The sequence below is a fragment of the Mesorhizobium silamurunense genome (assembly GCF_014843905.1).
Classification (GTDB): Bacteria; Pseudomonadota; Alphaproteobacteria; order Rhizobiales; family Rhizobiaceae; genus Mesorhizobium; species Mesorhizobium silamurunense.
This window is the reverse complement of record NZ_LPVS01000017.1, coordinates 63,141-82,360: the sequence shown is the minus strand read 5'-3', so window position 1 is coordinate 82,360 and position 19,220 is coordinate 63,141. Positions and strand designations below refer to the sequence as shown.

Here is a 19,220-nt window from a genome sequence, read left to right as displayed (position 1 = left end):
GACGGTGGCTTTGGAGAGGCCGCGACTTTTACAGGGCCTGCGGCCACTGTTGAGCGGCGTGCATGACAGTCAGGATTTCGACTGTCTCGCCGTTGACGTGATAGGGAATGGGTATATCAGCCAAAATCAGCTCCCGCGTCGTTTTGATGCGTCCGATGCGACCCATGGCCGGTTGCTCGGCCAGGTGCTCCGCCGCTGACACAATGCGCGCAACAACACGGGCGGCAGCATCGGGACTATCTTTTTCGATGTGGGCGCCGATTTCGTCAAGCCGCCGCAACGCCCGCTGGGTCCAGCGGATTCTTTTGCGGCTCATGATTGGCGGGCGGACTTGACGTATTTTCCGACCACAGCTGCGACATCACGGTCACTTGCAAATTCGCCGCGCTGGGCCTCGGCCAATCCGGCCTCTATTTCAGCCAGTTGCCACTCTTCCCGGGCCACGAAATCCTCTATGGCCTGTGCCGCCACATAGGAGCGTGAGCGGTCAAGCTTTTCGGCGAGTTGGTCCAGCCTGTCAGCGGTTGCGTCCGGCACACGGACGGTGAAGGCGGTCATGGGTATAACTTTCATTGGTTCACTATGATTATTGGTGAACCAAGCTGGTTCGTCAAGTCTGCGACTAGCACGAGTAGCTAATCTGGAGTCGGTGTCCGCGCCCCAAAGCGCGTTCATACGGCAAATAGAGGCAGCCCGACATCTTCGCGATCGTCACCGGGCGCTCAAGGAAGTTTCCAACAGACAGGCTGCTTCGGTCAGACCGGCTCGCCCTAAGCCTCGACGGTCAACGCGTGCTGCCGAGACCGCTTGACCAGACGGCTTTGCCGTGGAGTGGGCAGTTGATTTTTCAGCATTTTTTGATACCATTAGTTGTGGATCCGGCGTACGATATAACTAGATGGAGCGTATCGCATGCGTGAGCCAGGTTTGGATGGTCGCCACCGCGACCAAGACGGTAGGATTAGCGAAAAGCACGGAAATACGAAGGTGGATACCCTTCGTCAGACCTACGGCGACAATTTCGCAGCTGGGATTCGCAGCGACGCGAAGCTATCGACAGTGTTGCAGCGCGCCGGCGTCGGCTCTCTAAGCCAGTACCTAAAGCAGAACAAATAATCATTGCCAGGCGCCGTTCACGGCACCCGTAGCTATGTGGGTACACCCGAAATAGCCCTTGAATCTGGCTGTGGGGTCACCATTTATCGGGTCATCATCCGGTTTCGGGGATGGGTGTGGGTGCGACTCCCACCACTTGGCTCGTTGTGGTTGCCTTTCTCTGATTGTAGCGATTTTCGCTATTGCCAACGGAAAGGAATAACCAGATGAAAAAACCAACGGCACGTAAAGTCCAAGCATATTCAACACTCAAACGTTTCGCGTCCGGCCTGACTGAAGCTGTGCTGGCAATCGCTACGACCACAGTGGTGATACAGTAACTCACCTCATTCATGCGAAAGGCGCTCCCGGAAACGGTTGAGCGCCTTTTTTATGGCTTGGCAGCTCCTCCAGGTTCCTGACATCCTCACCCAGCGCGTCGAGCACGGCGAGATAGGGGGCGAACAATCCTTGGCAATAAAGATGAAAAGGCTTTGCCTCTGCGCGGGCTACCGTTTGGAATAGTAGGTATCCCAAGCCAGTCTGATGTCGGCGAATGTCCATTCCCGTCGTCGGCCGTAGGCGGGGCTCGGACGGGTAAAGCACTTGTTTAGCCAGGTTTCCCGCTGAAACTTCATGAACCATGCCGTGGATTTTGGCTTGCCGTGGGCCGCCGTCTGGATCCGACGGATGAGCTCGCTATGCGCCCAGTGGTCATTCGGGTTGGAGAGGGATGCCGGATCGGCAAGGTAGTTGCGGAGCTTTTGTAAATTTGTATCATCCGGTGCCTGGTGAAGGTCCGCGCGGAGTTCTTCGACAGCGAGCGCCGCCCCTTGTCTCGCAGCTTCGGTCAGCATGTCGCGCAGTTGGGCGCTCGTTAGCACCAACGCCTGCAAGGCTTCCATGAACCATACTTTCCTTGATGGAATTCTTGCGGCGAAGACGCCGCTGGTTCATTGCGTCACAGCCAAAAACGTCAAGCACTAGAAGGTCCGCTCCTCAATACCATTGTTGGGCGGCCAAGAATTTGCGTCGTGAAGTAGCCTGATATCTCGGCCTACTCTTTGTTCCCCCAGCCCTTCAGGAGCTGCGCTAGGATGCCATTTTCAATGGCATGTTTTCCCTCCGCATTAAGAATTTTTATAGCTCGCTTCGGAAGTCCAAATGTTGTCGCCATGGCAGATTTCAAATCTCCCACTGTCGCCGAGGCATTCTGGAATATTGCCGCTCCATCCGTTGGCATCGGCTGAAAATCGCCTCCCGCAGCTTTGATGGCATCGTAAACCTCTTGGTGTGTATTTCCAACCAATAGCGAAATTCGTCCTCCAATAGTAAGGCGAGAATGTATGCCGTCCTTAATCTCAGATTGGCTTACTGGGAATGGACCGGCCGCCGCCTTGGCATTGATCCAAATTGGAACTCCGCTCCGCGAGTGCATCTGCACCAACGTAGTAAGTTCTGTTTACAGCTGTGACCACATCTACCAGTGACTCCATCGCGTAATAGTCGTGATCGGCATCCAATCGAGTCGTTCCGGGTAAATCTGGCGCTGATAGAGGGTTTTTGTCGGAGTAGACTGCCTCTCGCACCCGCAGAACGGATTTACCTTCAATCGAAAAAGTCTGGTCGTCCCTTCTGGTAAAAGTAAGCATAGCATTGCCCCGTGTTGAAAAGGTATTGTCCGCAAAAGGACACAAGCATAGACCACAGTGCCTAGCAATAGGGCTCATATGTGCGACTGGAATAAAGAAGTTCAATCACGTGGATGTGATCAACCCATGGTGCGTCGTTCGACATCTACGGCTCCGCCGCTTACACAGATGGAATAGGTCCATGCGGCTGGATGGCGGTAACGGCGATCGTGCCGAAATGGGGCTGATCGACAGGATTTTCCCTATTTCGATGCTTCGGTCCTAGATGCCAAGAAGGGCACCGAGCTTTTCGGTGACCGGCCGCATGGGATCAACCAGGCCGAGATCGTAAATCATGGTCGTTTCAAGGTTCCCTTTGTGGTCGACGTAGTGCGAAATCGCCTCATGCAACACGCCTTGGCCCGCCAGCATCAGCGAGATTGCGATCCGCTTGAGGTCGTACAACTGGAAATACTCGGGCACGCCCGGCAGGGCTTTGAACCTATCCAGCCCCTTGCGAAAGTTGTCGCGGGGCGGGGTGCTGTCCGTAGGTGACGGGAACAGCAGCTTGCTGTCAGGCCAGCGGAGGCGTTGGGCTTGACCCATCCCGCGACCCGGGAATGGATCGGTACCGAACGGTAGGCGTACTCGTAGAGTGAGCGTGAGAGCTGGACACCCTTGGTGTTGTGCTTGTGCCAGACGAGCTTCTCCAGGTCGAAGTGGCTGAACTCGGCCTTGTTGAGGTCACTGGGGCGGGCCATCGTCAGGAACAGGATACCCATGTAGTTGCAGAGTTCCTGCATCTGGTCGTTAGCGGCGGTCACACGCCCCTTGGTCAGTGCCATGTCCCGCCTGGCGAGGCCTTCCAGGCTCGCCGTGTCGGGCGGCACTTCGAACACCGGACAAAAGATATGGGCCGCAATCTGCCTGATCTGCTCGGTGGAATAGTCGCGTCGGCGGGGCACCACTTTCCGCGCGCGGATCGGGCTGCACGGGTTGCGCGTGTCCACGAACTGCATGCGGATGGCCCAATTGAAGAGCGCCGCGAGGTGCCGCAGGCCGTCGTTGTGACTGCATGGCGAGGAAAATTGTCGCTGAAACCGCTCGATGTCTAAGGGCTTGATGGAGGAGAACGGCCGGTCGGCGAACATCGAACCGAAATCCATGTAGGGTTTGCGGATGTTGTGACCGCGACGGGTGGCCTTTTTCGGTGATTTCTGATGCCATGCTGCCAGGAACATGGCGAAATGAGCCTGATATCCTGCCGAGAGCGTCTGGATCTGTGAGCGTCCAAGCGATGAACATCGTCCGGCCTGAGGTCGAGGCTTCAAATCTCGCCTCGATCCCATCCTAGTTCTCTTAGAGTGTTGCGGGATGTTACCCAAGAGCCGATACGCACTGATCTCCTAGCACCATTCGATATCAGCGCACGAAACATGTTCCTTCGGAAACTGCTGCCGGCCGCTGCAGGGCCGGAAAAATTTGCACCAACGCCGCGCCGAATATGGCGGCAATTTCAAGGCAGGAACTCAGTCGTCCACCAATTCAAGGATGCGGATCGCGATGCCATGGAAACAGCTGTTGCTACAAGCGATCCGCACCCCAGTGTACTGATTTGTCCTCCAGCCCCTTAACGCTGCGGACTCGTCTGTCAGCTCGTGGTCAGGATGAAACGGCGGTTCGGCGCCAGCACCGGCCGCGCATTCATCGGGTAAAGCGCGGTGAACTTGTCGATGTCGGCGGCGCCAACCTGCAGCGGCTCACGTGCCACCATCCAGTCGACGATCTCCGAGCATGGCGGCGTCGTCAGCGAGCCCTCGTAGCTCCAATAGTCCAGCGAGGCCGGTAGGAGACCGTTCGGATCCACATCCTCAACCAAGGCCTCGGCCACCGCCTTAGCCGGGAAAGCTGCCGCGAGGCTTGCAAGTGCCTCGTTTTTCGCACCCGGTGTCAGGAAGACGCCAAGCACGCCGAGCCCTCCGCTTTCGCGATTCTTATGGACGAAATGCACCTCCATGGGGAAGGTCTTGCCTTCCACCAGATGTTCGCTCGGCGCGTGGAAGTGAAATTGCAGCAGGTCGTAGGTCCTGTCGCCCCGGGTGAGCGTGCTGCCTTCCGGCACATTGATCTGGATCGTGTGGCCGTTGTTGACGATCGTGCCGCCGCCTGCCTTCCAGTCGATGCCAATCTGCGGGATATCCGCTTTGATGGCACCCGTCAGGTTCAGAGGTGACTGCTGCGCGCCGGCCGAGCACGCGGCGTTCGCGCCATCGAGCGCGCCCCAATGCTCTGGACCGCCTTTTCCTTGATAACTCCAGTGGACGCCCTCGTCGGCAAAACCTGCCCGCGCGCAGATCGCGCATGCGCCCAATGTTATGAATCCCCTAATCAAATTGCGCCGTTGCATGTGTTCGTTCACTCCTTTTCTGCTATGGGATCAAATGTCTCTGCGCCCGCAGAGAATGAGGTTGCACGGTGGCGTGGATGCCGTGCAGCTTGCCAGCGACTATTTTTCGCATTGGTTCTGTTGTCCTGTCTGTCATCGTGACCAGTCCTTCGCCGGTCGCTCAGGCTAAATTCCAAGGACGAGGGCGCCGCCGCAGAGACCGGCGCCCGCCGCCGCCAGGAGGATCTTTTCGCCCGATCGAAACGGCTCCGTCTGATGGGCCAGCGACAGGGAAAGCGGGATCGTCGCTGCGGAAGAGTTGCCGTATTCGGCGATCGTCTTGACGATCGCATGATCCGCAATGCCGAGGTTCCTCCCAACCGCGTCGAAAATGCGGGCATTGGCCTGATGCGGCACGAACCGATCGATGTCCTGCGGCCGCATCTGGGCTGCGGCCAATGCGGCCTGTGAGCAGGCAGTCATCATGTCCACGGCCTTGGCGAACACTTCACGGCCGTCGGTGATCGTCATGCGGGTCTGCCCGAGGTCGAGCTCGCCATGGAACGGCGTGTTGCTTCCGCCCGCGGGTATCTGGATCAGCCCGTAGCGAGAGCCGTCTGAATCCACCGACGCCCCGAGAATGCCCCGATCCGGGTCCTCGCACGGACCAATTACCAGGGCGCCGGCGGCATCGGCAAACAGCACGGCGCTGGCGCGCTCGGCCGGATTGATGCGACGGCTGAGGATGTTGGCGGCGATGACGAGGCTCACCTTGCCATGCAGCCGGGTGAATCCGTCAGCGAACATCAGCGCATAGATGAAGCCGGCGCAGGCGCCGGTGAGATCGATCGCGCCGGCCCGGCCGAGCCCCAGCCGATGTGCGACCAGCGGCGCACTGGGCGGCAGGAGGTGATCGGGCGTTGAGGTGGCAAGCAACAGCAGACCGATGTCGCTGCGGTCAATACCTGCGTTCGCCAGCGCCATGTCGCCGGCAGAGGCGGCAAGGCCCGACAGCGTGTCTTCGTCCGTTGCCCAGAAACGTGACCGTATCCCGGTCCGCCGCTCGATCCAGCCGGGTTCGAGCCCGAGCCGATTTTCGATTTCCGTGTTCTCGACCTTTCGCGACGGCGCATGATGACCAAACCCGAGAATGCGCGATGATCTGCTCATTGCCTCGAACCGAAGCGTTCGCCGGCGTCCTCGATGGCGTCATAGAGTCCGTCCAGCTCGTCGGCGGTGATGGAATAGGGCGGGAGCAGATAGAGGACATTGCCAAGCGGGCGCACAAGCAGCCCCTGATCGAGGAAGAACGTGCGCAGCTTTGGTCCGATCTGGGCCAGATAGCCGGCTGAGCCGGCGCGCAGGTCGAGAGCCACGATCGTGCCGGTCGCCCGGCAGTCGGTGAAGTTGGCATTGTCGCGAAAGCGCCGAAGCCCGGCGCCCTGCATCGCGCTCAAGGCCGCGATCCGCTCGGCCACCGGCTCGTCCTGCCAGATCTCGACATTGGCGAGTGCGGCCGCGCAAGCAATCGCATTGGCGGTGTAGGAACTCGAATGAAAGAACGTCTTCTTGCGGTCCGTCGAATAGTGGGCCTGGAAGACGGCGTCGGTGGCAAGCGTAGCGGCCAGCGGGATGGCGCCACCGGTCAGGCCTTTCGAGGTGCACAGGATGTCCGGAGAGATGAACGCCTGCTCGCAGGCGAACATGGTCCCAGTCCGCCCCCAGCCGGTCATCACTTCGTCTGCGATCAAGAGCGTGCCGGAGGCTTCGGCGATCCTCTTCAGTTCGGTCAGAACCGAAGCCGGATACATCAGCATGCCGCCGGCGCCAAGCACGAGCGGCTCGACGATCAGGCCGGCAGCGCGCCGGTCGCGAGAGACTGCTTCGAACCGATCCAGCGTTTCCTGCTCGCGCCCGGCAGCCGGGAAGGGGATGGTGTCGACTTCGAACAGCAAAGGCTCGTAGGCGGCATTGAACACACCGCGGGCGCCGACGCTCATCGTACCGATCGTGTCGCCATGATAGCTGTGCTCCATGACGACAATGCGCGAGCGCGGCGCGCCGATGTTGCGGAAATAGCCGAGCGCCATCTTCAGCGCGACTTCGACGGCGGTCGAGCCACTGTCGGAATAGAACACCCAGTCGAGTCCGGGGGGAGCGAGACCGACAAGCGCTTTGGCCAGGCGTTCGGCCGGCTCGTGAGTGAAACCTGCGAAGATGATCTGGTCGAGGGTCGATGCGGTCGTCTCGATAGCCTTCATGATGCGGGGATGGCGGTGGCCATGCGTGACGACCCACCAGGAAGAGATGGCGTCCAGGATGCGCGCGCCGTCGGCCTTGTGGAGATAGGCTCCCTCCGTCAGGACGATTTCGGGGATCGAAGGCTCGAGCGCGTGCTGGGTGAAGGGATGCCAAACTTGGGACCGCGACATCATTCGCCCCCGGCAATCAGGGCGAGATCGAAGCCGGCAATCATTGCGTCTCTCAGCGTTTTGTCCGTCAGCGGGTCGAGATACGGCAGCCTGCCGAGCTGCGGCACACCGCCCATCTCCACGATTGTCCGTTGCGTGTCGGCCATCTCATCGCCGATGAAAGCGATACCGGCCAGCGGGATGGAGCGGGCGCGCAGGGCCTCGATCGACAGCAATGTGTGGTTGATGGTGCCGAGCGTGGTGCGGGCGCACAGAATGACCGGCAGCCGCCACTCAGCGAAGATGTCGATGAACCTTGTGCGCCGGTTGAGCGGCACCATAAGCCCGCCCGCGCCCTCGATGACCAGCGGCGTCGCCAGGACGGGAAAAGTAAGATCAGCCTTGATCGCGACGCCGTCGATCTCGGCCGAACGATGCGGCGAAAGGGGGCTTTTTAAGCGGTAGGCTTCCGGCAGCACGCGCTCCGAAGGCAAGCCGGCAAGCCGCGCGACCACCTCGCTGTCGGTCTCGCCGTCGAGGCCCGATTGCACCGGCTTCCAGTAGAAACCGTCGAGCAGCCCGGCGAGCCCAGCCGCAAACACGGTCTTGCCAATTCCGGTGTCGGTTCCGGTGATGACGATGCGTTGGGTCATGCCGCCTCCGGTCATGTTTGGGCCAACACCTCAACGAGCGCCTCGACCATGGCGGAAATGTCGGCTTCGTCGACGTTGAGCGTCAGCGAAATGCGCAGCCGCGACGTGCCCTCGGGCACCGTCGGCGGACGTATGCCGCGTATGTCGAAACCGCGAGCCTGCAATGACGCCGCCACCGCCATGGTGCGCCTGTTCTCGCCGATGACAAAGGGCTGGATCTGCGAGCCGCTCGGCATCAGGCCGCGCTCGGCTAATTGGCGGCCCGCAAAGGCGACGCGTTCCTGCAGTTGAATGCGGCGCATGGGCTCATCGGACAGCATGGCGAGCGCTTCGCGCACCGCGACTGCCATCAGCGGCGATGGTGCGGTGGCGTAGATGAATGGCCGGCAGCGGTTGACGAGATAGTCGCACAGCGTTCGTGGGGCAGTGACAAGCGCTCCGGAGGCGCCAAGCGCCTTGCCGCACGTGTGGAGCGCGATGATGTTGTCGCGGCCCTCGAATGCGGTGGCAAGGCCGCGGCCGTCCGGCCCCCAGACACCGGTGGCGTGCGCCTCGTCGACGACGATGAATGCTTCATGCCGATCGGCAAGCGCGACGATGCTCTCCATCGGCGCGCGGTCGCCATCCATGCTGTAGAGGCTTTCGACCGCGATCCAGACGCGCCCCGTGCCGCCTTCAGAGCGCCAGCTGGTGATCGCATCCTCGACAGCGTCGACGTCGTTGTGCGCGGCCAGCACGAATTGGGCGCGTCCGGCCTGCGCCCCTTCATGCATGCTGGTATGGGCGAGTTCGTCGAGGACCAGCAGATCTCCCTTCTGCGGCAGGGCAGTCAGGAGGGCGAAGTTGGCGATGTAGCCGCTGCCGAAGAACAGCGCGCGGTCGGCGCCGAAAAACGCCGCCGCATCCGCCTCCAGTTGCTCATGTTCCGGTGCATTGCCGCGCAGCAGCCGCGATCCCGTGGCGCCGACCGGCGTTCCCCGCGCAATCGCCGCCGCAACCGCTTCGCCAAGCCTCCTCGAGGCGGCGAGCCCGAGATAGTCGTTCGACGAGAAGTCGAGGCCGGCGCGCGGCGAAAGCGTCCGCAGCCGGTCCTTGCGCGCCAGCCCCAGCAAGGTCGCGTCATAGCGGGCAAGCAGTTCCACGTTCATTGCGCCTCGCGTTCCATTGGCTCGATACCGAGGCGCCGGAACAGCAGAATATCTTTGTCTTCGCCGGGATTGTCCGCGGTCAGCAGCGTCTCGCCGACGAAGATCGAGTTGGCGCCGGCAAAGAAGCAAAGTGCCTGCATCTCGTCGGTCATGGCAGTGCGGCCGGCGGAAAGGCGGATATGTGATTTCGGCATCATGATGCGTGCCAGCGCGATCACGCGCACGAATTCGATCGGCTCGATGGGTCGAGCCTCGGCTAGCGGGGTGCCGGCGATCGGGATCAGCATGTTGATCGGAACGCTTTCGGGATGCTCCGGCAGGTTGGCCAGTGTCACCAGCATGTCGATCCGGTCCACCGGCTCTTCACCCATGCCGACAATGCCGCCACAGCACACCTTGATGCCGGATTGGCGAACCTGCTCGAGCGTGTCGAGCCGGTCCGCAAAGCTGCGCGTGCTGATGACCTCGCTGTAGTAGCGCTCCGACGTATCGATGTTGTGGTTGTAGTAGTCGAGGCCCGCCTGTTTCAGCCGAGCGGCCTGCTCAAGATCGAGCATGCCGAGTGTCATGCAGGTCTCCATGCCGAGCGCCTTGACGCCTTCGACCATCGCCACCACCGCATCCATGTCGCGCGGCTTGGGGTTTCGCCAGGCGGCGCCCATGCAATAGCGGGTGGCGCCGGCATCACGCGCCTTGGTCGCTTCGGCGATGACGCGCTTGACCTCCATCAGCTTCGAAGCCTTCAAACCGCTTTCGTGATGCGCCGACTGGCTGCAATAGCCGCAATCCTCCGGGCAGCCGCCTGTCTTGATGCTGAGGAGCCGGCTGAGCTGGACCTTGTTGGGATCGAAATTCTGGCGGTGAACGGTTTGCGCAAGGAAAAGCAGATTGTTGAAAGGTGCATCGTGAAGTGCGCGAGCCTTCTCCAAGGTCCACATCCCGCCATCAGCGCATTGCGCCCGTGGCATCGTCTTAGTCGGATTGGTGTCGTGCATGTCGTCCTGTTCTCAGTTCTTGGCTTGCCGTATCTTCGTCGTCCGATTCAGGCCGGTTGAATGTGTGTCGATCCTGACCATTGCTCGTGGGCCGTCAGGGCGCTCGAAAATCAAGTCCGATATCGAGGATCGGCGCACTATGGGTCAGCCAGCCGATGGAAATAAGATCGATGCCGGTGGCGGCGATGGCTGGCGCTGACGCGGCGGTGATCCTGCCCGATGCTTCGGTGATGGCTCGACCGGCGACCATCAGCACCGCCTCTCGCAATTGGTCAACCGACATGTTGTCAAGCAGGATGGCGTCGGGGGCGAGCGTCAGGGCCTCTTCCAACTGGGTCAGTGTATCGACCTCGACTTCGATCTTGACGAGATGACCTGCACTTGCTCGCGCGCGCTTGATGGCCGCACGGATCCCGCCGGCGATGGCGATGTGGTTGTCCTTGATCAGGATGGCGTCATCGAGGCCGAAGCGGTGATTGGCGCCACCACCGGCGCGCACGGCGTATTTTTCGATAGCGCGCAAGCCGGGTGTCGTCTTGCGGGTGCAGGTGATCTTCGCAGGGTGTTCGCGAACGGCTGCGACAATCGACGCGGTTGCGGTGGCAATGCCGCTCAGATGGCATAAAAAATTGAGCGCGGTGCGTTCTGCGGTGAGAATGGTCCTGGCCGGGCCACTTACCGATGCGATGACCTCCCCTTCCACGACACTACTGCCGTCTGGCCGCTCCACCGAGATTTCAACATCGGGACTGATCAGGCGGAAGGCCAGAATGGCCAGATCGAGCCCCACAACAACCCCGCGCTGGCGCGCCGCCAGCACGGTTCTTGCATAGTGGTAGGGTGTTACAATGGCGTCCGTAGTTAAGTCACCGGCTCTGCCGAGGTCTTCGAGAAGGGCTGCCCGCACCAGTGGTTCGAGCATAATGACGGGAAGGGGGCTGAGGTTCATTACGTGAGGCCTGCCAGCGCTGGAGAATTTGCGAGTTCCCGCGCTGCCCCTAAGGCCGCTTCGAGTGTGATTTCGGAGCGTCTGGCAACGGGTGCCTGATGGGGAAAATCCGTCCGGTAGTGGGCGCCTCGGCTTTCCTCGCGCCGCAACGCTGCAATCGCGATCATCAGCCCAACGGCCGCCGGATCCGCTGCTGCGTGCTTGCTTTCGGCTATCGGCAGCAAGGCCCGTATAGCTGCTTTCAAACCTGCACCATTCCGGACGATGCCGAGTGCGGGCGACACGGAAGGACGCACGGGTATGGGATCAGGCGATAGGTAATCGCCTCCAAACGCAGGCTTTGTCCTGCGGGCAGGGGTTCCGGCCACGCTTTCCGCGACCCAGCGCGCGCACACGACCGCCTCAGTCAGGGAATTGCTGGCGAGCCTGTTGGCGCCATGCAGTCCGGTCGAGGCGACTTCGCCGCAGGCCCAGAGCCCCTTGACGGAGGTGCGGCCGGATCCGTCAACCGCCACTCCACCCATGTGGTAGTGTTGGGCGGGGCGAACGGGAATAAGGTCCCGCGCCGGATTGATGCCGGCTCCACGGCAGGCAGATGCGATTGTGGGGAACTGTCGCGCGAATTCCGAACCCGGCCGTCGCCGCGCGTCGAGGAAAACGCGGTGGCCGTTGGCCAGATGGTTCCATACGGCGCGCGCCAGGACATCGCGAGACGCAAGTTCCGCCCCTGGCACGCCCCGGAGAAAGGGTCGGCCGGTTTCGTCGATGAGGGCGGCACCTTCGCCGCGAACAGCCTCGCTGATCAGCGTCATCGGGCGTTCGGGCCCGTCAAGCGCGGTCGGGTGGAACTGGATGAACTCGAGGTCGGCAAGGACAGCTCCCGCGCGGGCCGCAAGCGCCAGGCCCTGTCCGCAACTGCCGGATGGATTGGTGGTGTCTAGAAATAGCCCGCCGATCCCACCGCTGGCGAGGACGACGCGCCGTGAGCCGAAGAAAACGGATCCTAGTGAACAGCTCGCCCAGACGCCGCGGATCGCATTGTCGCTCACCGCCAGCCGGCGCGCTTCCACGCCCTCCAGGACAACAATCGATGGAGTGGAACGCACGGCCGCGATCAGGGCACGCATGATCTCACGCCCGCTTCCGTCGCCATGCGCATGAACGATGCGACGCCGGCTATGCGCGGCCTCCAATCCGAGGCGCAGACACCCTTTCAGCGTCCGGTCGAAGGGGACCCCGAGGCCCGCAAGCCCCTCGATCGCAGCAGGCGCTGCCTTTAGGACGCGGTCCGCCATGTCTCTGTCGCAGAGCCCGTCCCCTGCGGTGAGCGTGTCGGCAAGGTGCAGCGCCGTATCATCGTCATTACCGAGGCTCGCGGCCAGACCGCCCTGTGCCCAGGTGCTCGACGTGTCGGCCCCCAGCAGGGTCCTGGACAGAAGAAGCACTGGCTCCGGCGCCAGATGAAGCGCGGTCATGAGCCCGGCGATGCCGCCGCCAATGATAATGGGCCGCCCGAAGAAGCTGCGGACATCGGCGCTCAAAGTGCCAGCATCCGTTCGACCGCAAGCCGCGCGCGCTGGGCGATTTCCGGCTCGATTGTCACGATATGGCGGTTCTGCTCCAGCGCCGCACGGATGTTGGCGAGTGTTATCCGCTTCATGTGCGGGCACAAATTGCAGGGCCGGATGAACTCGAGCTCCGGATGCTGGAGCGCGACATTGTCGCTCATCGAACATTCCGTCAGCAGCACGACGCGTGGCGGCTTTTGCAGCCCGACATAGTCGGACATGGCTGCGGTCGAGCCGGAAAAGTCGGCCTCGGCCACCACTTCGGGCGGGCACTCGGGGTGAGCTAGCACCACGACGCCAGGATGTGCCTGACGCAATTCACGAACGTCGCAGGCAGTGAAGCGCTCGTGCACCTCACAATGGCCCTTCCAGGCAAGGATCTCGACATCCGTCTCGGCAGCGACGTTCTTGGCCAGATATTCATCCGGCAGCATGATCACCCGAGGAACACCCAGGGACTCCACCACAGCCCGCGCATTGCCCGATGTGCAGCAGATGTCGGACTCGGCTTTCACTTCCGCCGACGTGTTGACATAGGTGACAATCGGCACATTCGGAATGCGCTGACGCATTAGGCGCACGTCCTCGGCGGTAATCGAGTCGGCCAGGGAACAGCCTGCGTGCAAATCAGGAATGAGCACCGTCTTTTGCGGATTGAGCAGCTTTGCCGTCTCGGCCATGAAATGCACGCCGGCAAGCACGATCACGTCCGCTTCGGTCGACATCGCCTTGCGGGCAAGCGCCAGGCTGTCGCCGACGATATCTGCGACACAGTGGAAGATCTCCGGCGTCTGGTAGTTGTGCGCCAGGATAACGGCGTTGCGCTCCCGCTTCAGCGCCAGAATTGCCTCGATATCGTCCAGAAAGATCGGCCATTCGATCGGGGGGATGACGCGCCGAACGCGGTCGTACAGGGACGCGCCCGAAGGCAAGACGGCGCTCATCGAGCCTCCAGTTATAGTCTACATGATTATAAGACCTATATATTCGTTGTGACTATAAGCCGTGTCAACCCCGGGTGAGCGGCAATTTTGTCCCGGCCACAGGCCTCTCGTCGAGGATGGCGTGGCGGAAGCGGTAGAGCTGCGCCGGCCGGCCACCGGTTTCGGCGGTAGTCTCCCCAGTCTTCTCAACCAGCTCTTGCTGCTCGATAAGCCGTCGAAAGTTCGGCTTGTTGATGAGCCTGCCGGAGAGCGCCTCCACGGTTCGCTGCAGCTGCAAAAGTGTGAAAACCGGCGGCATCAGCTCGAAGACGACGGGCCGGTATTTGATCTTGGAGCGCAGCCGCGCGATAGCGGTCGCCACGATGCGGCGGTGATCGGCGACCATGAACTTGCCGGCCACCAGCGGAGGCGGCGTCGCGTCCCGTCGGCTTGCGGCCTCTTGGACCAGGCCTGCTTCGTAGACCAACTCATAGCGTTGAAGCGTGAGTTCCTCGTTCCAATGGCGGTCGTCGAAGCCGAAGGCGATCGCCGCCCGCTGCCGGCGTTCGCGTCGCGTGGCGGTGTCGCTGGCGCCGTCTGCCCATTCAATCAGGTGCGGTCGCAGAACATCCAGCACCGGCGGCGTGCCGGAGCGGTGATCCTCCCATGGAAAATATTCATACCAACTTTGCCAGCCACATTTGGGCGAACCCGCGGCCTGTTCCTTGCGGGTCAATGCGAGATAGCTGATGGCGATGACCCGCTGCTGGCGCGCCGCGCCGATGCGGTCCCGGTCGGCGAAGGTGTAGAGTTGCTCAATGTACCCCAGCGGATGGCCGGTTTGCTGCTCCACCCACCCCCTCAAACCGGATTGCGGCGATCGGTGCTCAAGCGCAAATGGTCCGGAGGGCAGGGTGTCCGCCTGCCCGATGGTGAGGACACAGGGTTCACTGTCGTTTACGGAGACGACAACGGCGATCAGGTCCACTTTGACTTCGTCAGCCTTGATGGCGCCTCTGTCTTTCCCGGTTCCTGTTGCCTGATGGTCCATGTTCGCGAAAGTGGTTAGCCCAGTCTCGGGCGCCTTAATCGATTTAATGTAAGCGTGGCTGCCCGCACGTCAACACCGCAGTGCTGCACGGCCTTTTTTAGCTCTTCGCACTTGCACAAAAATGTGCCAAACGCGACGCCCGTCGGGGGTAACGCAAGGGAAGGAGGCACGGGGTGAGCGCAGCTGGAGATACAAACGCTATTACACCGCCGGAAATTCGCTTGCGGAAGGGCCAGACTCCACTCGTATGCCTGACGGCATATACCACGCCGATCGCGAAGCTGGTTGATCGACACTGCGACATCGTCCTCGTCGGCGACAGCGTAGGCATGGTGCTGCACGGCCTGTCCTCGACGCTGGGAGTCACCCTCGACATGATGATCATGCACGGCAAGGCAGTGCGGCGCGGGCTCGAGCGGGCCCTCCTGGTCGTCGACCTGCCGTTCGGTTCGTACGAAGAGGGGCCAGAGCAGGCATTCCGCAACGCTGCGCGCCTGATGGCAGAGGCCGGCTGTGCAGCGGTGAAGCTCGAGGGCGGCGAGAGCATGGCAGCAACCATCCGCTTCCTGACGGCCCGCGGCGTCCCGGTGATGGCCCATGTCGGACTAACGCCGCAGGCGGTCAACACATTCGGCGGCTATTGCGTGCAGGGGCTGGGAGACGATGCTGAGCGGATCAGGCGCGACGCCGGTGCGGTCACGGAGGCCGGCGCTTTTTCAGTGGTGCTGGAGAAAGTGCCCGAGCCGCTTGCAAAGGCCATCACTGCGCAGATCGCCATCCCAACGATCGGGATCGGCGCCTCGCCAGCCTGCGACGGCCAGATTCTGGTGGTTGACGACATTCTGGGCATGTTCACCGACTTTCGGCCGAAATTCGTCAAGCGCTATGCCGAACTAGGCTCAGAGGCCGAGGCGGCAATCGGCACTTACGCCGCCGATGTGAGGGACCGGCGCTTTCCGGCGGCCGAACATGTCTACGCCGCCGCGTCGAGGCCCGGAGACTTCGCATGAGCGTGCCGATCGTTCGAACCGTTGCCGAGCTTCGCACTGTTGTGGCGGGATGGCGCCGCTCGGGCGCAAGTGTCGCAGTGGTGCCGACCATGGGGGCCTTGCATGAAGGACATCTGAGCCTCGTGCGTGCAGCCCTTCAGAAGGCCGAGCGGGTCATCGTGACGTTGTTCGTCAACCCCAAGCAGTTCAACAGTGCCGCCGACCTTGCCGCCTATCCCCAGACGGAAAGCCAAGATGCGGCAAAGCTCGCGTCGCTGGGCGCGCATCTGCTCTATGTGCCGGATGCAGAGGAGATGTATCCGCCGGGCTTCGCCACGACCGTTTCAGTCTCCGGCGTCAGTGAAGGCCTGTGCGGCGCGTTTCGGCCGGGCCATTTCGATGGCGTGGCGACCGTCGTTGCCAAACTCTTCTTGCAAACCGGCGCTGATTTCGCCTTTTTCGGCGAAAAAGACTTTCAGCAGCTTCGGCTTGTCAAGCGGCTGGTCCAGGATCTGGATATTCCAATCACCATCGTTCACTGTCCGACAGTCCGCGAAGGCGATGGTCTCGCTCTATCCTCGCGCAATGCCCGGCTCTCGCCAGCCGAGCGCACCATTGCCCCGAAGCTACCATCGGTCCTGTTCGAGACGGCTGATCGGCTTGCACGCGGCGGTCCCCTCCTGGAAACACTTGCTGAGGCGCGCGCAGCAATTTTGTCTGCGGGCTACCGCGAGGTCGAATACCTGGAGCTTCGCGGCGAGGTGGATCTGCAACCGATGACAAGCGTTCACCGACCGGCACGCTTGCTTGTCGCGGCTTGGCTCGGCGACACACGGCTCATCGACAACGTCAGAACATCACCGTTTGGCTTAACAAATTAACGAGGTTCTCGGCTGTGGGTCACGCTCCGCAAGCAGAAGCAGGAAAGCAATGGCGGCGATGAAGGGACGAGATCGTACGCGCTGTATCGGTGCGTGATCGTTTAAACCCGTGCTCTGCCTGGCATCGAGCGACATTCACGGAGGTTATGCAAAGCGCAGATGCATCGCGTGTTTGAAAATTTCGTCGAGCAACTCTATGCAAGCGTTGATGCTGCCGATCTCAGTGAGGCAATAGCGTTCGCCGCCGCCGGCTTCGACTTTCCGCTCTTCGCCTATTTTACTTACCCGTCGGTCCCCGGCGATGCGCCGCGCCTGATCTCCAACTATCCTTCATCCTGGACATCACGTTATCTGCAACAGCGGTACCACAGCCTTGATCCGGTGATCCTGCGCGGGTTGCAAGGCTGGGATACTTTTGATTGGGGCGTGGATCGCGCTCGGCAGTGCCTGCCGACGGCACAGCAACAAATTCTGGATAATGCAGCTGAGTATGGCATCCGCGGCGGATTGACGATGTCCATGCATGATCATCGCGGCCGGTTTGCTGCGCTGACCTTTGCTTCCGACGAATCCCATCCGCGCCTTTTGCGGTCACTGACACGTTATGAAAAAGCGTTGCAGCTGGTGGCGATCAACTTTCACATCCATGTCCGGCGCAGGCTCGCCGACGATCGCGTGGTGGATGGTGTAACGCTCACTCCGCGAGAGTTCGAATGCCTGAAATGGACGGCGCGCGGCAAGTCGGCCTGGGACGTCAGCCAGATCCTCGGCGTCTCGAAGCGCACGGTGACCTTCCATCTGGAAAACGCCAAGGCAAAGCTTGGCGTGCGGACGGTCAACCAGGCCGTCGCGCGCCTGGCTGCGTCCGGTCAGGCGAGATCGTGATCCTTCCGCCAAGATAGCTGTAAACGTCTACAGGCTGCATCACCGTCAGCTTTGCCCTTCGATGGCGGGAACACATCCCGCACGGAGGCGACCATGATGCAGCTGATAACACCGGACCTTTACGGCGAGTTCGCAAGCGAGCTCAAAGAGATGCACGGGCTCAGATATCGGGTGTTCAAGGCAAGGCTCGATTGGGAAGTTCAGACCAAAGACGAAATGGAAACCGACACATTTGATGGCTTCAAGCCTGTCTATCTGCTTCTCAAGGGATCCGATTGGCGAATTCGCGGTTGCGTGCGTCTTTTGCCCAGCACCGGGCCCACAATGTTGCGCGACACGTTCCCGGTGCTGCTGGGTGCTGACGTTGTGCCCTCGACCGCCGACATATGGGAGAGCAGTCGTTTCGCGCTCGATCTCCCTCCGTCAGCGCCCAAGGCGGCGGGCGGGCTGGCGCAGGCTACCTACGAGCTGTTCGCCGGTATGATCGAGTTCGGCTTGGCCAATGATCTCACCCGGATAGTAACGGTGACCGATACGCGCATGGAACGGATCCTTCGCCTCGCAACGTGGCCATTGTCGCGCATCGGACAGGCGATGCCCGTCGGCAAAACGGAGGCGGTGGCCGGGTTCCTCGAGATTTCCCACGTGAGCCTTTTGCGCGTCCGCAGCAGGGGGCGGCTGAGCGGACCGGTACTGTGGCAACCGGTTTTAGGCCCTTCGGCATAGCGCTTTTGTGGACAACTGAGCCGTGACGGATGCTGGTCTGCCCAAGGATGCGACGGTCGGTCTTGTATGCTGGCCGGACTGGCGTCGCCACGAAGCTTACCACTACGCCAGACGATTGCCGCGCACTGCCTGGGCCTGGGAATTTCTTCGGCGCAATCCCCAATTCCAGCGCGACCACGCCGAAATGGCGCCGGCAGCGTGCATCGTCCCAGGACACGCCGATACGAAGATAATCGAGCTGACGACAAGATCATCTTGCCTCAGGGAATGGAGCCTCCTTTTTCGCGGATGCGCCACAATTGGACGCCACGTCGGCAAAGGTCTTTTGGGATCCTCGCGATTGCGCCCGCGTCCTGCGAGCGGCCGCGGAGCCGGTTGGGCTCGACCACAATTTTGAACCGCTTGATCTTTCTTCGCTCTCATGCGGCAAGGACGTCCTGCTGACACCTGCCGGCATGCAGCACGTGCTGCTTAGGGAGGACTGTCGGACTCTGCAGATCGCCGTTTCCGGTGCCTCCGTTCTCTGCCCGTTGCGGTTATATGTCGACGCAATCGTGCCGCCGCGGCACCTGAAGTTCCATGTCGCCGCCCTTCAGTTCCTGAATGACATCAATGGTTGCGGCCGCCTGGCAGCTGCTTGCCTTCCGCCAGAACCTCGCGGAGGGCGTCTTCGTATCGTGCTCCAGGCTTTGGATGGCTCGCTTGCTGGCGCATCCCATCAGGAGATCGCCATTGCCCTGTTCGGGAGACGGCGTGTCGAAGAAGATTGGTCTCATCCAGGCAACCATCTACGCGACCAGGTGCGTCGCGCCATCCAACGTGGCCGCTACCTGATGGGCGGCGGCTACAGACAGTTCCTGATGTGATTGTGGTGAGAGCTAGTAAATGGCCTATTCGAAAAGGCGCCGGGATCTGACTAGGTTGGCCAT

Annotated in this window: 22 protein-coding genes; 6 read left to right on the top strand and 16 right to left on the bottom strand. The window is 61.4% G+C overall.

The window, feature by feature from the left end; genetic code table 11:
* Nucleotides 1-28: 28 nt before the first annotated feature.
* From AU465_RS04380 to AU465_RS04310, 16 genes are all read right to left on the bottom strand, one after another.
* Nucleotides 29-316 carry a type II toxin-antitoxin system RelE/ParE family toxin gene (locus AU465_RS04380; protein WP_192244368.1) on the bottom strand — a complete coding sequence of 96 codons (288 nt, stop codon included), beginning with the start codon at nucleotides 314-316 and terminating at the stop codon, nucleotides 29-31.
* Nucleotides 313-558, bottom strand: a complete 246-nt coding sequence (locus AU465_RS04375; RefSeq protein ID WP_192244366.1) for a CopG family ribbon-helix-helix protein — start codon at nucleotides 556-558, stop codon at nucleotides 313-315. The genes AU465_RS04380 and AU465_RS04375 overlap by 4 nt, the downstream gene beginning before the upstream one ends.
* A gap of 1,046 nt (nucleotides 559-1,604) precedes the next feature.
* Entirely contained in the window at nucleotides 1,605-2,000 is a 396-nt protein-coding gene (locus tag AU465_RS04370) for a hypothetical protein (protein ID WP_192244364.1), read from the bottom strand.
* 152 nt (nucleotides 2,001-2,152) lie between these two features.
* Nucleotides 2,153-2,542 carry a hypothetical protein gene (locus tag AU465_RS04365; RefSeq protein ID WP_192244362.1) on the bottom strand — a complete coding sequence of 130 codons (390 nt, stop codon included), beginning with the start codon at nucleotides 2,540-2,542 and terminating at the stop codon, nucleotides 2,153-2,155.
* A 466-nt stretch (nucleotides 2,543-3,008) separates the two neighbouring features.
* Entirely contained in the window at nucleotides 3,009-3,191 is a 183-nt protein-coding gene (locus AU465_RS36165) for a hypothetical protein (RefSeq protein ID WP_246505855.1), read from the bottom strand.
* Nucleotides 3,158-3,967, bottom strand: coding sequence for a site-specific integrase (locus tag AU465_RS04360; protein ID WP_246505854.1), 810 nt, complete (start codon nucleotides 3,965-3,967; stop codon nucleotides 3,158-3,160). The genes AU465_RS36165 and AU465_RS04360 overlap by 34 nt, the downstream gene beginning before the upstream one ends.
* Nucleotides 3,968-4,377: 410 nt before the next feature.
* Nucleotides 4,378-5,133, bottom strand: coding sequence for a carbonic anhydrase (locus tag AU465_RS04355; RefSeq protein WP_192244404.1), 756 nt, complete (start codon nucleotides 5,131-5,133; stop codon nucleotides 4,378-4,380).
* 165 nt (nucleotides 5,134-5,298) lie between these two features.
* Nucleotides 5,299-6,282, bottom strand: coding sequence for a 3-oxopimeloyl-[acyl-carrier-protein] synthase BioZ (gene bioZ / locus AU465_RS04350; protein WP_192244360.1), 984 nt, complete (start codon nucleotides 6,280-6,282; stop codon nucleotides 5,299-5,301).
* Nucleotides 6,279-7,544 carry an adenosylmethionine--8-amino-7-oxononanoate transaminase gene (locus AU465_RS04345; RefSeq protein WP_192244358.1) on the bottom strand — a complete coding sequence of 422 codons (1,266 nt, stop codon included), beginning with the start codon at nucleotides 7,542-7,544 and terminating at the stop codon, nucleotides 6,279-6,281. The genes bioZ and AU465_RS04345 overlap by 4 nt, the downstream gene beginning before the upstream one ends.
* Nucleotides 7,544-8,176, bottom strand: coding sequence for a dethiobiotin synthase (bioD, locus tag AU465_RS04340; protein ID WP_192244356.1), 633 nt, complete (start codon nucleotides 8,174-8,176; stop codon nucleotides 7,544-7,546). The genes AU465_RS04345 and bioD overlap by 1 nt, the downstream gene beginning before the upstream one ends.
* 11 nt (nucleotides 8,177-8,187) lie before the next feature.
* Nucleotides 8,188-9,324, bottom strand: coding sequence for an 8-amino-7-oxononanoate synthase (locus AU465_RS04335; RefSeq protein ID WP_192244354.1), 1,137 nt, complete (start codon nucleotides 9,322-9,324; stop codon nucleotides 8,188-8,190).
* Complete coding sequence (gene bioB / locus AU465_RS04330) at nucleotides 9,321-10,262, bottom strand: biotin synthase BioB (protein WP_246505865.1); 942 nt, start codon at nucleotides 10,260-10,262, stop codon at nucleotides 9,321-9,323. Before bioB ends, AU465_RS04335 begins: the two co-directional genes overlap by 4 nt.
* Before the next feature lie 151 nt (nucleotides 10,263-10,413).
* On the bottom strand, nucleotides 10,414-11,268 hold the full coding sequence (gene nadC, locus AU465_RS04325; protein ID WP_192244350.1) for a carboxylating nicotinate-nucleotide diphosphorylase: 855 nt from the start codon (nucleotides 11,266-11,268) through the stop codon (nucleotides 10,414-10,416).
* Nucleotides 11,268-12,809, bottom strand: coding sequence for an L-aspartate oxidase (locus AU465_RS04320; protein ID WP_192244348.1), 1,542 nt, complete (start codon nucleotides 12,807-12,809; stop codon nucleotides 11,268-11,270). The genes nadC and AU465_RS04320 overlap by 1 nt, the downstream gene beginning before the upstream one ends.
* Nucleotides 12,806-13,780: a quinolinate synthase NadA gene (gene nadA, locus AU465_RS04315; RefSeq protein WP_192244346.1), complete on the bottom strand. Its 975-nt coding sequence runs from the start codon at nucleotides 13,778-13,780 to the stop codon at nucleotides 12,806-12,808. The genes AU465_RS04320 and nadA overlap by 4 nt, the downstream gene beginning before the upstream one ends.
* Before the next feature lie 64 nt (nucleotides 13,781-13,844).
* Complete coding sequence (locus AU465_RS04310; RefSeq protein WP_192244343.1) at nucleotides 13,845-14,810, bottom strand: NUDIX hydrolase; 966 nt, start codon at nucleotides 14,808-14,810, stop codon at nucleotides 13,845-13,847.
* A gap of 173 nt (nucleotides 14,811-14,983) precedes the next feature.
* Here AU465_RS04310 and panB point away from each other — a divergent pair, with 173 nt between their 5' ends.
* The 6 genes from panB to AU465_RS04285 all read left to right on the top strand — a co-directional run bounded on the left by panB (nucleotide 14,984) and on the right by AU465_RS04285 (nucleotide 19,157).
* On the top strand, nucleotides 14,984-15,820 hold the full coding sequence (panB, locus tag AU465_RS04305) for a 3-methyl-2-oxobutanoate hydroxymethyltransferase (RefSeq protein ID WP_192244341.1): 837 nt from the start codon (nucleotides 14,984-14,986) through the stop codon (nucleotides 15,818-15,820).
* The gene (gene panC, locus AU465_RS04300) at nucleotides 15,817-16,680 is read left to right on the top strand and encodes a pantoate--beta-alanine ligase (RefSeq protein WP_192244339.1); all 864 of its coding nucleotides are present in this window, start codon (nucleotides 15,817-15,819) and stop codon (nucleotides 16,678-16,680) included. The genes panB and panC overlap by 4 nt, the downstream gene beginning before the upstream one ends.
* 159 nt (nucleotides 16,681-16,839) lie before the next feature.
* The gene (locus AU465_RS04295) at nucleotides 16,840-17,565 is read left to right on the top strand and encodes a LuxR family transcriptional regulator (protein WP_192244337.1); all 726 of its coding nucleotides are present in this window, start codon (nucleotides 16,840-16,842) and stop codon (nucleotides 17,563-17,565) included.
* Nucleotides 17,566-17,658: 93 nt separating this feature from the next.
* Entirely contained in the window at nucleotides 17,659-18,291 is a 633-nt protein-coding gene (locus AU465_RS04290) for an acyl-homoserine-lactone synthase (RefSeq protein ID WP_192244335.1), read from the top strand.
* A gap of 22 nt (nucleotides 18,292-18,313) precedes the next feature.
* Nucleotides 18,314-18,688: a transcriptional regulator domain-containing protein gene (locus AU465_RS37660; RefSeq protein ID WP_376774812.1), complete on the top strand. Its 375-nt coding sequence runs from the start codon at nucleotides 18,314-18,316 to the stop codon at nucleotides 18,686-18,688.
* Nucleotides 18,591-19,157, top strand: a complete 567-nt coding sequence (locus tag AU465_RS04285) for a DUF2285 domain-containing protein (RefSeq protein WP_246505853.1) — start codon at nucleotides 18,591-18,593, stop codon at nucleotides 19,155-19,157. Before AU465_RS37660 ends, AU465_RS04285 begins: the two co-directional genes overlap by 98 nt.
* Nucleotides 19,158-19,220 lie beyond the last annotated feature (63 nt).

What these genes read in the sequence shown, in the direction of transcription:
- nadC (WP_192244350.1), bottom strand. Translation starts at nt 11,268, where the DNA reads ATGAACCTCAGCCCCCTTCCCGTCATTATGCTCGAACCACTGGTGCGG.
- AU465_RS04355 (WP_192244404.1), bottom strand. Translation starts at nt 5,133, where the DNA reads ATGCAACGGCGCAATTTGATTAGGGGATTCATAACATTGGGCGCATGC.
- bioB (WP_246505865.1), bottom strand. Translation starts at nt 10,262, where the DNA reads ATGTGGACCTTGGAGAAGGCTCGCGCACTTCACGATGCACCTTTCAAC.
- AU465_RS04345 (WP_192244358.1), bottom strand. Translation starts at nt 7,544, where the DNA reads ATGTCGCGGTCCCAAGTTTGGCATCCCTTCACCCAGCACGCGCTCGAG.
- bioD (WP_192244356.1), bottom strand. Translation starts at nt 8,176, where the DNA reads ATGACCCAACGCATCGTCATCACCGGAACCGACACCGGAATTGGCAAG.
- AU465_RS04370 (WP_192244364.1), bottom strand. Translation starts at nt 2,000, where the DNA reads ATGGAAGCCTTGCAGGCGTTGGTGCTAACGAGCGCCCAACTGCGCGAC.
- AU465_RS04295 (WP_192244337.1), top strand. Translation starts at nt 16,840, where the DNA reads ATGCATCGCGTGTTTGAAAATTTCGTCGAGCAACTCTATGCAAGCGTT.
- AU465_RS04375 (WP_192244366.1), bottom strand. Translation starts at nt 558, where the DNA reads ATGACCGCCTTCACCGTCCGTGTGCCGGACGCAACCGCTGACAGGCTG.
- AU465_RS04290 (WP_192244335.1), top strand. Translation starts at nt 17,659, where the DNA reads ATGATGCAGCTGATAACACCGGACCTTTACGGCGAGTTCGCAAGCGAG.
- AU465_RS04360 (WP_246505854.1), bottom strand. Translation starts at nt 3,967, where the DNA reads ATGTTCCTGGCAGCATGGCATCAGAAATCACCGAAAAAGGCCACCCGT.
- AU465_RS04310 (WP_192244343.1), bottom strand. Translation starts at nt 14,810, where the DNA reads ATGGACCATCAGGCAACAGGAACCGGGAAAGACAGAGGCGCCATCAAG.
- AU465_RS04335 (WP_192244354.1), bottom strand. Translation starts at nt 9,324, where the DNA reads ATGAACGTGGAACTGCTTGCCCGCTATGACGCGACCTTGCTGGGGCTG.
- AU465_RS04380 (WP_192244368.1), bottom strand. Translation starts at nt 316, where the DNA reads ATGAGCCGCAAAAGAATCCGCTGGACCCAGCGGGCGTTGCGGCGGCTT.
- panC (WP_192244339.1), top strand. Translation starts at nt 15,817, where the DNA reads ATGAGCGTGCCGATCGTTCGAACCGTTGCCGAGCTTCGCACTGTTGTG.
- nadA (WP_192244346.1), bottom strand. Translation starts at nt 13,780, where the DNA reads ATGAGCGCCGTCTTGCCTTCGGGCGCGTCCCTGTACGACCGCGTTCGG.
- bioZ (WP_192244360.1), bottom strand. Translation starts at nt 6,282, where the DNA reads ATGAGCAGATCATCGCGCATTCTCGGGTTTGGTCATCATGCGCCGTCG.